Annotated in this window: 9 protein-coding genes and 2 pseudogenes; 1 reads left to right on the top strand and 10 read right to left on the bottom strand. The window is 47.9% G+C overall.

The features are described from left to right. Positions 1-154: 154 nt before the first annotated feature. From E4656_RS19990 to E4656_RS20805, 6 genes and pseudogenes are all read right to left on the bottom strand, one after another. The gene (locus tag E4656_RS19990; RefSeq protein WP_135485096.1) at positions 155-1,228 is read right to left on the bottom strand and encodes a hypothetical protein; all 1,074 of its coding nucleotides are present in this window, start codon (positions 1,226-1,228) and stop codon (positions 155-157) included. Between the two features lie 559 nt (positions 1,229-1,787). After that, positions 1,788-2,372 carry a hypothetical protein gene (locus E4656_RS19985; RefSeq protein ID WP_135485095.1) on the bottom strand — a complete coding sequence of 195 codons (585 nt, stop codon included), beginning with the start codon at positions 2,370-2,372 and terminating at the stop codon, positions 1,788-1,790. Between the two features lie 86 nt (positions 2,373-2,458). Next, positions 2,459-3,586, bottom strand: coding sequence for a hypothetical protein (locus E4656_RS19980; protein ID WP_135485094.1), 1,128 nt, complete (start codon positions 3,584-3,586; stop codon positions 2,459-2,461). A 92-nt stretch (positions 3,587-3,678) separates the two neighbouring features. Next, a complete protein-coding gene (locus E4656_RS19975) occupies positions 3,679-4,716 on the bottom strand; it encodes a toll/interleukin-1 receptor domain-containing protein (protein WP_135485093.1) in 1,038 nt (345 codons plus the stop codon). 360 nt (positions 4,717-5,076) lie between these two features. Further along, positions 5,077-6,228 (bottom strand): annotated as a pseudogene (locus E4656_RS20810) (IS91 family transposase). 78 nt (positions 6,229-6,306) lie between these two features. Beyond that, positions 6,307-7,056 (bottom strand): annotated as a pseudogene (locus E4656_RS20805) (tyrosine-type recombinase/integrase); the annotation flags it as partial. A gap of 305 nt (positions 7,057-7,361) precedes the next feature. Here E4656_RS20805 and E4656_RS19960 point away from each other — a divergent pair. Further along, a complete protein-coding gene (locus E4656_RS19960; protein WP_135485092.1) occupies positions 7,362-7,631 on the top strand; it encodes a hypothetical protein in 270 nt (89 codons plus the stop codon). Positions 7,632-7,663: 32 nt separating this feature from the next. Here E4656_RS19960 and E4656_RS19955 read toward each other — a convergent pair whose 3' ends face one another. The 4 genes from E4656_RS19955 to E4656_RS19940 all read right to left on the bottom strand — a co-directional run bounded on the left by E4656_RS19955 (position 7,664) and on the right by E4656_RS19940 (position 11,941). Then, the gene (locus tag E4656_RS19955; protein ID WP_135485091.1) at positions 7,664-8,371 is read right to left on the bottom strand and encodes a hypothetical protein; all 708 of its coding nucleotides are present in this window, start codon (positions 8,369-8,371) and stop codon (positions 7,664-7,666) included. A 60-nt stretch (positions 8,372-8,431) separates the two neighbouring features. Beyond that, a complete protein-coding gene (locus tag E4656_RS19950) occupies positions 8,432-9,166 on the bottom strand; it encodes a HEPN domain-containing protein (RefSeq protein ID WP_135485090.1) in 735 nt (244 codons plus the stop codon). An 88-nt stretch (positions 9,167-9,254) separates the two neighbouring features. Continuing rightward, positions 9,255-9,671 carry a hypothetical protein gene (locus E4656_RS19945; protein ID WP_135485089.1) on the bottom strand — a complete coding sequence of 139 codons (417 nt, stop codon included), beginning with the start codon at positions 9,669-9,671 and terminating at the stop codon, positions 9,255-9,257. A 467-nt stretch (positions 9,672-10,138) separates the two neighbouring features. Then, a complete protein-coding gene (locus E4656_RS19940) occupies positions 10,139-11,941 on the bottom strand; it encodes an ATP-binding protein (protein WP_135485088.1) in 1,803 nt (600 codons plus the stop codon). Positions 11,942-12,217: the final 276 nt, after the last annotated feature.

The following is a 12,217-nucleotide window of genomic DNA, read 5'->3' as shown; positions in this document are numbered from 1 at the left end:
ATCCGCCCAATCCGGTTGATGCTGGAGCGTCAAGAAATGATGGTTGCGTGAGAAAGCGGATACTTCAGGACCGACGCTGTCAGGTGCAGCGATTTGTTATGCCCGTGTATGGGTAGGCACTTTCCGTACCGACGAGCCGCGATGTCTAGTTGGGTCACAAGTTTATTCGATCTCGTTGAATATGAAACAACTCACCGTAGCAAGCAATCATCAAGTCGCGGTGGGTCTGGGAAGGTTCACCGGCATTTCTTCTTACAGATTCAAGCTGGCCACGAAGCGTCGGCGGTAGGCTCCGGGAGTCAACAGCATCTGAAAAAGCCAGAAATCTACTGACGTACCGCTGCTCATAGAATTCTTGTATTTCAGCCTTACTCAAGCACTCAAGCCAAAATCCGCAGTTCTCATTAATCTGCTCAATCTCTTCGGCGTTCGGCTCGGGAAACATATCGAAATCAACGAGCAGGCCGCCAAGAATTTCAATTTGCCACCAAGCGTGGTGCTCCAATCTGTGAGCCATCCACAGAAATTTGATCGGGTCGTCGAAGACCGAAGCTGGTAAGGGCCAGAACTCACCAACTCGATCTTGAACCAGCGAACCAATGAATTCATCGTAGTCTTCATCTGGCACAACGATGAACGCAACATCTTCAGGAGAGAACGTTAGCTGACCTTGAATACGCCACTCGTTTTCCCAACGCATATCGTACTTCGGCCCATAAGACTCAAGCAGATGTGGGGAATTAAAGATGACGCTGCGAGTTGCCTCGTCATCTTGCTCGTTTATGTAGCGCACCTTACGAAGGCCGCGATTGTTCAAAAAATCATGAAAGAACACGATTCCATACTTCGACGCTCGGGCATCAAAGTGCCGAGCGACTTCGCTCATGCCACAGTACGCGAAACTAACTGACTTTATCTGATCATTTTCGAGAGGGGTGACACCCGGGCGATTTTTATTTACGTAGTAACCCTTGGGATTGCCGATCAGTGTTTTGCGCTCAAGTATCGACAGAAGTCGTTCTTTGGCACCAAGCCTCGAAAATTCATCAGATATTCTGCCTCGACCATATCCCGCCTCATAGCGACAGGTAGGATCGCTCACGATGTGAAGGGGAATGCTTATTTCCAGATTGCGATATCGGGCTTCAATACCCTCGAAATCTGTAATCGCTGGCTCCAACAAGTGCGCTTCCGCGAAAACGATTTGACCATCTCGGATTGTCAGCACTGTTCAGGGTTCTCTCGTAAGGGCATAACGCCAACAGCACGCGCGGCTGCGAAGTGAAGGCGCAGCCGCAATGGAGTAGCCGTCGCCGTGCCTGTGATTGTTAAATGCCAGCGTCATCTTACCCCGCACGGAAATGAGTATTGCCCCCGAATCTCTTGTTCAATGGCAACTCGACCAGAAGATTGCAGGTTAGGGGTATAGAGAACGGCAACCATCAGTGTTCCACTACAGTTATTTTTCCAACAATCCGCACGGTCGTGACTTTCGACTCGCGACTTTACTTTTGCGGACTCGCCACAATCTATTGGCTGATACTGACCATTTATAGAACAAACAATTACATAGACCCCTGAACGATCCTCAAGTTGGGTTGTTGAGTCAAATGGCCCATCAAGCTGATATTTCCCCACAGTAAGTGACATACTTTTCCTCCAGTATTTAACGTCAGCCATCAGCCGCGTGAGGTACGAGCGTCGACTGAATGGCCTTGTTGGACGGGTTGTAAACCAGCGTCTAGCCAGAATTGAACGACCACGCGGTTCATAATTCTATGCATAATTCAGATCCACATCCCGATAGCGAAGTACCTAATTTCCGACTCATGCTCATGCTCCCCTCGCTTATCCACATAGAAGCCCTCCGCAGTAACAGACGAGGTATCTAGTGCATATGCATCTGAGTTAACTAAAACCTCCGGGGCTGACGCAAACGTTTGTGGAAAGGTTACCCACTCCCGTGCATTAGTGGATTTGCATCGGGAACGAGCGATTTGCACTTCATTGGAATAACGATACCAGTATCCATCGCTATTCGAGCCGCTTTCAACCACATCACCAGAGAACTCAAGCCCGAATATGTAGTCCTTTACAGTCTCTTTGCGATCCTCTGGGCTTTGCTCCCACGGAGCAGCAAGTCCTTCTACCGAAACCGTGAAGCCAAATCCAGAGGCCACGATCTTCTTGAAGCTGTATCCATTGTGGAGAAGATAGAGCAGTAACGAAAAACCAAGGAAAGCGGCCAAGCCGGCGCTCATACCAAATCTTGGAGTGTGTACAACATACTCAATGAGCGCTGCGATGAGTAAGACGATCGCTCCAGTCAAAAGTGGACGGCCACCAATTAGATTCTTGAGACGAGTGTTCACTAACGTGTCCCCTCTACTCCGTCCAACGCCTTGCTCACCGGTAAATTAGGAGCGCAGCGAGTAATTTATCCGCGTGCAGCAACTGGTTAGCACTGCTGTAGTGCATCTGCATCATTCTCTATGATTTTATTTCTAATATCGGATAATCGAATCGAATGCATTCTGCCACCAACATCGTGTTTATGTAGTGCATATGAGAAACATTTTCGGCACATTAACCAGAACGCTTTATCTTCTTTAGATGTGTCATCTTTAATCAGTGTGACGTTATCAAATAACTTTAAAAAACACGTTGCTAGCTTTTCGATATGACTGGCAGTGCTTTTTTGAACTCGCGTATTATGAAGGAATTCAATTTCGCTCCAGAAATGATCTACACCCTTTTGAGGTCCTAAGCTCGCGACCAAGTTGATCACCTTTTGGGCATTCACAATGTAATGGGTTTGATACTCAAATGAATTAAGCTGCTCATTGTCATGCTGGTAGTCGGTTATTGTATATGTTTCTTTGTTGTCTTTTTCATTCATCCCAAAAGACAACGAATGACCGCCCCAAGTCTCACTTTCAGGCTTAATTTCAGTTTTAAACCAACATTCTAGCCTATTGAACCAAGGGCAATTCTTATCAAGAACCTGCCTTGTCGACGCCCATAAAATGAAATCCACAACTTGCAACCCGGGATCAGACTTTGAGCATATTTCATAATTTAGGACCGGATAAAACGTCCTGATATAAGGGTAAGTAAATTGGCTTTTAAGAATGTCTGGCCATAATGAATCCCACCACTTCTCAATATATTTTCTGGTAAGATCATTTCGCTCTTCAAAGACAAATGTAACTTCGTCACTTTCAGATAGAACACTCAACATAGATAGCTTGGAAGCAAGATCGTACGCTTCTTCTGTATTCTTGAAATTGTGCTCCTTAGTTTTAAAGTAATGAGAACTGAAATTACCAACAATATTTTTATTTATTGAGCGACAAAGGTGCGAGTGCCCGTTTTGGCTATCATCTGCCGCATGAAAATACTCTCGATCCAAAGTTCTGCTATCGTGTTCTTTGAACTGTTCTCTCGCTACATCTGGATCGGCTCTCAAATTATTTAGAGCTTCGACAATCACTGAATTTTCAATGCGATATTTGGTGATGAAGCATGCATACCCACTATACTCATTATTCTCACCAAACGTAGTTTCATCTAAATATACATACATACCGTTTACTACGATCCTTGTCAGGTGCTAACGCCCGGCTCACGCGCCGATTTGGAGCCGCGGCGGAAAATCGGTCGCTGTGCAGCCGATTGTTAGATTTTGTAATGCAATTCCCAAAAAGCCTGGTTGTCTACCTCAGGCTCTATATCGTAGCGATCCTCATGGTATTCAAAAAGCTCTTCTATATGTTCACTATCCTCCAGCATCGATCCAACCTTATTTAATAGTTTATCGAGTTTTTTCATTTCCTTGTTGTTCCAATTGACTGACTCGCCATCTTCTATGTCAATATAGTTGTACCTCGCCGCAGAAGAAAACTCATCACCATGTTCAAAATGGTTAACTTTATAAGGTTTTCCATAGTATTCACATAAAACAAATTCAAATACTTCAGAGCCAAGTTTACTTGAAAACGATGATACTTCATCCACCAACTCCTCGAATTCTTCAGCGGTAGAATGAAGCCCTGATTTTTTCTTTGCTTTATTAACAGACTCAGTGTCTTTTAGCTTCTCTAGATCCTTGATGTACTCTCTCAGGGACTGGGACTCTTCTTCGTAATTGAGCAATTCTTCTTTACACTCATCTAACTCTTGTCTCAGCTGTATAAGCTCTTCACTTGATACAGTCTCGGGCAAGCTGATATTTTTCAACAGCGAATTTACGGACTTAAGGAAGGCCTTTCTTTTTGTATCCCACTTTGTGCTGGACTTACTTGTGCAGCTTACTTTTTCAATTAAGCAATCGCGTAACTCATTGTATTTAATATCATTGTCAATCTTTGCCACCTGAGTTCCCAAAAGAACGTCTTTTACATCATCATAACTCAGTGGGGGAACCAGAATAGGAAACACGTCGTGGGACATAGCCCACGAAGCACCTAGCTCGCTAAGGCAAAAATTGCTGGCGAAATAAGATGGTGTTAAAAGTAGGATAACGACTTTAGGTTCTTGTATTTGTCCCTTGATATAAGTAACAAAATTCTCTCCAGTCGGTATTCCATATCCTTCTAGTGATGAGCAAAATATTTCACTCTCTGGTACACCTATACCACCTTCAAGTAGCTCAACTATTTGTTCAGCAATTTTTGAATCTTTGACCGCGTGGCTAATGAAAACTGATTTACTCAATGTTTAACTCTCTACTATCTGGATAAATCTAACTGTTCAGCATTTATTCGCTGTGCGCAGCATGGCGAATAAATGCCTGTTGGACTAAGCCGCCCGTCAAGCTGCTGCGCCGCTTCTATAGGGTATTGTATTTACCGCTGCGCTTCCTGGGGGGACAGATCGCTCGGATGCAGTGCCCTGGTGACGTGTGTGAACCGTGTTCGTGATCATCATGCCCGTCGTTTCCTGCCCCTATTCATCCCAACGTAACCCGCCTGCTGACCGAAATCCATCACCGGGACGAGCGCCGCCGCGACCCGCAGGCGGGCCGGATAGCCCGGGCCATTGTCTGGCCGACTCCGTGGTGTATCTGGCGTTACCTCATGCTCGATAGCGTTGCCCCCTGTGGTTGGGTGGTCGGCCGAGTGTCGGTCGCCGAGGGGCGAGGGTCCCACTTACCCGCAGTGTCGGCCGCCGGCAGTGCGGACAGGTGTAAGTCGGTTCCTTGTCGCCGGCGGTTGTATCGGTATCCGGCGCCGTCTCCGCCACCATCAGTGCTTGGCGGATCTGGGCGAGGCGTCGTCGCCGACAGCGATTGGCCGGAAAGCCGTAGTGACGCACCCGCATCAGCCCCTTGGGCAGGACATGGAGCAGGAAGCGGCGCACGAATTCTTCGCCATTAAGAACGAGCCGTTTGTGGCGGTCACGGTCGCGATAATCCTTGTAGCGCAGGGTGACCTGGTGGTCGTCCACGGCGAGGATACGGGCGTTGCTGATGGCGATCTGGCGCGTGTAGCGTGCCAGGTAACGGACCACGGCGTGGGTGTGCTCGAGGCAGTCCTTGCTCTAGACCACCCACTCGGTGGCCATCAGGGTATTGAGCTGTTGATCCACGTCACCGGGCCGGGTGACCCGGTGGAGCTCGCCGGCAGTGGCCGCCCGGCGCAGGCCGCTGACCAGGTGACCGCGAAAGTGGCGCGATAGCGCCCGCACCGGGAACAGGTAGTGACTACGCGCCCCATGCCAGCGGCCATCGTCGCCCAAGGCCCCGCCGGGGACCAGGCAGTGCAGGTGCACATGCTGACTCAGGTTCTGGCCCCAAGTATGGAGCACGGCACTCATGCCCATCTCGCCGCCGAGGCGCTTGGGATCGCGGCCGAAGGTGCGCAGCGTCTGCCAGGCGCTCTTGAACAGCAGCCGGTGGATCACTTCGGGGTGAAGCTGGACCCAGCCATTGAGGCTATGGGGTAGCGTGAACACGACATGGTAATAGCGCACCGGCAGGATGTTCGCTTGCTGACGCTCGGCCCACTGGTGCATGGCGCGGCCCTGACACTGCGGGCAATGGCGATCACGACAGCCGAAGTAGTGCGGCTGGGTGTGGTCGCAGTCCGTACACTTGAGGATCATGCCGCCCATCGCCTCGGTGCGACACGCCAGCAGGTGATGGCATACCCGACGGCGCTGGCGATCGAGGCCGGCCGGGTTAAGAAAGCGCGTCAGGGCCTGTTGCAGCGTGGCGGTCTTAGCCATGGCCACCTCCAGCGACGCGACCAGGTCGATAGGCGCCTGACCAGCCCCCTGCTGCCCCGGCAGCCAGTGTATGTAGCGCATCGTCGACTGGACGCTGCGGTGGCCCAGCAGACGCTGCAGCTGATGCACCGGCCCCCCCTGTTCCAGCACATGCGTGGCGTAGGCATGGCGTAGGTTGTGGATGCCGCCGATGCGCTCGACACCGGCCCGCTGCTTGGCCTTGCTAAAGGCCCGCTGTGGCGCACTCAAATGCAGCGCACGATCCGGGAACAGGGCACTGGGAAACAACCAGGTTCGCGGTCGATAGGCGCGCCAGTCATCGCGCAAGCGATCGATCAGGGTCGCGGTTAACAGCACCATACGGTCTTTGGCGCCCTTACCCTGCGCGACACGCAGCTGGCCGCGCTGGCTGTCGATGTCGCTGACCCGCAGGTGGCAGACCTCGCTCACGCGCAGTCCACAGCCGTAACACAGCTCGAACATCATGCGATGCTTGGGATTGTGGCACGCGGCCAGGATCCGCCTTACCTCGTCGCGCGTCAGCAGCTCAGGAATCCGCTGCGGTGTCTTCGGCACCACCAGCGATACCTCCACCGACGGCCAGTGCAGCACGTGCAGGTACAGGAAACGCACGCCGTATAGGTAGACGCGGCAGCTAGCGTCGGACAAACCGCGCTCCTGGACCAGGTGATGGAAGAAGTGCTGTAAGTCGTCGGTCCTCAACGTGTCAGGCGAGCGGTGGAAGTAGCACGCCAAGTCCGTGATCACCATCAGGTAGGTGTGGTGGGTACGTTGCGCAAAGCCACGCTGACGCATGGCCTCGATCATCTTCTGTCGTAAGGCAGTCATCGTCATCACTCCTGTTCTCTGACCCACATGGGTCAAGGAACAGTGTGGTGCGATGGGGCGAGATACATGATGCGACGACAGCTACCGCGAAGCGGTTTAGTTCAACGCCAATGTTAAGCGGCGGCCTTTTTGGAGCAAAGCGGAGAAAAGGACGCCCGGTGGACGGCCGCCAGGCCGGGAACGAACTTGAACAAATTGTTAGGCTTTTCGCGTATCTACAGGCACTTGCGTTGCTTAAGGTTACCCGCCAAACTGCTATAAACCATAGCATAAGGCGTAACCCGATGATGAAGCTTCCCCTCAATTTTCGTGTAGGACTGATGGCGGTTACTTTCGTTGTTTCCGGCATCATGGCCGTGTTTATGTTCTGTTTCAGTTTTGGAGTGGGCCTATGGGGATGGATGATGAAAGCGGCTTGGGCATATGTCGATGGGGGCTTTGCTGACACCAACCTGATCGGGCTTATGCTCTTGATCTCGATATTCCTGCTCGCCGGATCATACTTCCAATGGATAGCCAAAGACGCTGCTCGCTTCGTACTGAGCCCAGAATAAGCCTAACGCCATGGCTCAGGGGCGACGGCGCGTTAGCGCTGGTGTTCCTTGGAGCCCTTTGTTAGCCGCTCTTGTAGCGTTGGTTCAAGGATATCAGCCCGAGTGGCAGCACTTTCAAGAGTAATCTGATCGCTTGCATACAACTCCCAAAGCTCCCGTATTTCGGGTTGTAAATCCTCTATCCGAATAATTGCGGTATTTCCTTTGGTGAGGGTATCCCAAACATACTTAGCAGCCCCCAATACTGTATCGACGCCAGAATTAAACCATTCTTCGGATTGGACCGTTGTATCAAGGCCCCCAGACCAATGAAGGTATTTCGATACTTTTCCACTGTCTCGAATCAGACGGGAATTGTCCCACTTCGATATCGGTATACCCTTTGGCGCCAGGGCAACCGTGAAGTCTACCAACTTTTCGTATCGCGGGATCAGCCGTGTCAAAACCTGATCAAGAAGCTTCGCGTTTCCCTTGCATTTTTTATACTCCTTCTGCTCTAGCTCTGAACCAACCCCGACCACCAGCTGCTCAAAAAGAAGCTGCTCAATTCCCAACCGAGTTTCCAGCGCAGCATATTCAAGCGCACTAATATTATTGCTCCGTTTGGCGTAATCAAGCCATGACAGCGCCTTGTAAATTCGTCCTGACGATTCGAAATAGCTTCTTTCCGTAATGATCTGCGCTGGTTCGCGATTTTCAAAACTTGGAATCATCGTCATCTCGGCTAACGCCGCCAGCACGCGCGACTGCAGAATGGAGGCGAAGCCGCAATGGAGCAGCCGTCGCCGTGACTGGCATTGTTAGCCATTTTTGTAGGCGTCACTTATTTCTTTTGGAATAAAGGTGTATTTAGACACCTCGTCAATTATTTCAGGATATAGGAAAAACGGCGAATTCTCAGCCATGACAGAGCTCTTCATATAAACCCTTTTACGCTTTGATGCTGAGTAGTACAGATTGCACCAAACTAGATCAGGCCTAGCCCTTGAATTTCTTTTCTCCAATGTTTTCTCGATAAACCCACCAAGGATGAGAGTATTAGTCTTGTCCGGCTTATCAATGGCCTTTACCTGTTCGTATTTATCTTGGGATATTGAAACAAACTGGTTGCCAGAATATTCATATAGCTCCGCATTACAGAAACGTCGTAGTTCCCATACTGCTCGATCTAATATCGCGAGCTCACAGTCCTTTATGAACCAAGACACCTCTAGGTATCGAAATCTTGCGCCAAACTCCTCAAGCCTTTTTATGAATTTCTTGGTTTGTTCTGACAGAGCAATATCTAGCTTCTCATAGATAAGGTCTAAGCTTCTTTCTACCTCATGCTTTATAGCGTGCTTTGGCTTTGGAACACGGGCAAGAATTGCAATGCATTTTGCATATTTCTCAAGAGCATGAAGTGCAGACCAGTGAAACTGTGGGAACAGGTCTGCCCTGTAAGCCATACGAGCATGGATGTAGTCTCTGTCAGCGGTGTCTCGAAAGGCTCTGAGAGCAAAACTGTTCACCTTTTGCATCATGCTGTGAGTCATACTTGCCCTCTAAATTGGCTAACGCCCGCAATAAGCGGCGCGAGGAACGAGCGTCCGGCGACCGCAGGGAGCGTACTTAATTGCTTGGTTATGTAGCATCGACCGAACCCATGACCTTTAACATTATTGCCTGTTGAATCTCGGGATGAAATTCCTCATATATAGTATTTGAGCGAACATTGTTCTTCTCTTTAGGCTTTGGAACAGTGAACCTTTCACGGTTTATCCAATTTATGCGCCTCCCTGCGCTGACGATACCTTTTGTGTCTTTTTCTTCAGTTAGGAGTTTGTGGTCAGCAACGAATCCAATCCCCTTAACATGAATATCTTTACTTCCGGCGGAGCAAGACTTGATGTAAACAATGTCTCCAACCTTCAAAGAGGCTATGTACTGGAACAGCTCCGGCGCATCATCTTGCCCCCAACCGGGACCGGCAATTCCGTGCTCAATAAATTCAGCACTTACGTCCTCGCCGTAATATGCTCCAATTCCAAAAATTGCCATCTAATTCCCCTTAGCTGAACTTGGCTATATAACGCCTGCCAGCTGCCGCACCAAACCCTACGCGTGAGCGTAGGGTTTGGTGTCGGACAGACTGGCATTGTTAAGTTGGCGACACGCCCCATTTGCTATTACTGCGTTGTGAGCGAACCTAAACTGTAATTATGGCACCCGCAAGAACGCTGGTCTTGATGATGCGCCCCCAAACCTTTATTGTGGCAAGCCACGACGAACGGGAAAGCATGGCCACAAACTTCAAATTGGCTAATGGCACCGGGAACGAAGCTGCCGGATATATTATTTAGCGCGGCCCCGATGTTGGACTCCCTAGTGCTGGCAGTCACTTGAAAACCCTCCATTTGCCAAACGGCAGAGCCACTTAACGCCTCGCATCACCGGCAGCCAAAAGTGGCGTGACGTAGGAGCGACGCTTTTGGTTGTCCGAGTGCATGCGTTTGTTAGCTGCTTATCTAGCACGTAAGTATATTTTTCGTGCTTTCATATAGTCCAACAAGAGACTTATTAGACATATCCAATATAGGCTCATACATAAACGAGTTTATATGAATGTTCTCAGGCGTCATTAGATTTACTTGCCCGAGAAGGTCTAACCTTTCATTGTCTCCCAACCCCAATTCCAGGTACTTTCTATAGAGCTTAAATGTCTGATTGCTCGTTATTGAATCGACAAATTCTTGATCGTTAATGGAAGAGATCATATGCGCCTCAGCCTTCAGGCGGATGGCTATAGCCAGCACTATCTTTCCTTCTAAATCTATCTGTTCACCTTCATCGCCGGTAATTCGGTCAGCTTCTTCGAAGATTACATCTGTTACAAGTTTATCTTTGTTGGGCAAATCGAGGTTTGTGTGATTCTTTAGTACGTCCTTATGTACATTCTCGATATCAGATATTTTAAGGGAGTGAGTATCACTTTTTATATGCAACAATGACGTGAGCTTAGTGAGGCTATCATTATCATCGGAATACTCAGCAATATTCCTAACAAATGGAATAGACGCAATAAGCATTGCATTATTTCTGTCTAAATTCCTCTTCCAATGATGAAACGGACTATTCTGATACTTTTCTTGCACCAAGATAACTTCATCATTGTTTTTGATAGTATGTAGTTTATGCTCCCTACCCATATCCAACCTACCACATACAGTTCTATAAAAATCAAAATTATGGGTAAGTAGTATTTGGTAAAAATCATTAAATGTTGATATATCCTTCAGATACTCAACAATTGCATATTTGTTTTTGTAATCAAACGAATCAGCTATATCATCCACTATGAATAATGTTTTCTGCCCCCGAGATTTCCGTGCTTCCACTTCAAATATTATGTTTAAAATATATAGTGCACGCTTCTCTCCGTTACTTAGAACTCGTAGAAGCTCTGGTTCATTTATCGATTTTGAATTATCGGAGTCTTTGAACGTAAATTTGATACTAGGGCCATCACTTTTAAGTATCACATCTTCTTGATTATCTACGGACAGTTGGAAGGGAACAGAGAAGCGCTTATTAAATATATCGATAACGCTTCGCCAACTTGTCTCTTCTCTTTTAGCTTCCTTAACAATTAACTCTATTTCTTCCTTTCCTTTACTGTGCTCTTTCTCCAGTTCTGAATAGGTGTCTTTCGAACGCTTTAGGTAAGAAACCCAAAGCTTTTTTTTAAACAGATCTAGATTTGCCAATTCTGGCAATATCTTCTTATTTTCCATCAGATAATCCCTAAAGTCTCTCAGCTCCTTATTCGCCTTCAGCTTGGAATCCAACGCATCGAACGCTTTTGAAAGATCAGGGTTATTTAATATTGCTTCCTTCTCATGGCTTATTACCTCTTCTAGCTCCTTTTGAGTCGATATTTCCTTTTTCTCACCATCAGAGTTCAAAGACACAGAATGTTTAGCATCAAAGAAACCGTTATCCTTCAGGTTTTTAGCAATTACAGAGGCATTATTATGGTTGAAGACTCCACGTTTAAAATAGGTTGATGAATCTACTAGCTCATCGTATTTCTCAATATATTCGGCTATTTTATCCTTAAAATCTTTGGTTTCAATGAATGCTATGACTTTGTCAGAAAAGACCTTTGTGTAAGTAATATCATCAAGTATTGGGGCTTCTCCATCAATAACTTCCTCTTTAACTCTAATCAACGCCTTATAGAACTCGTTTGGTGCATGAGTAAAAGAACTGGATAGCTCTTCTTCAATCCCATTTTTAAGCCCGGATAAAGATTTAAGCTCATTCAGCAACTTATCTTTTCTTTCATCTATGCTGCTATGTATAGAATCGTACCGCTCTTTAAGGTCACTATTTACCAGTAGCGTGGATAGCTTGTCTGATTTGTAGGTTTGGTTGTACGGTTCTATTACAAATATGTCATCAGGGTTTAAGTCAGAACCATCTTCATTCTTTATGCTTCTTACCGTATCTCGTTCAGTAAAAACTAAATCGTCGGTCCTGAAGTATCCGCTTTCTCACGCAACCATCATTTCTTGACGCTCCAGCATCAACCGGATTGGGCGGAT

The organism is Natronospirillum operosum (genome assembly GCF_004768465.1).
In the GTDB taxonomy this organism is placed as follows: Bacteria; Pseudomonadota; Gammaproteobacteria; order Pseudomonadales; family Natronospirillaceae; genus Natronospirillum; species Natronospirillum operosum.
This window is presented reverse-complemented; position numbering and strand designations above follow the sequence as displayed.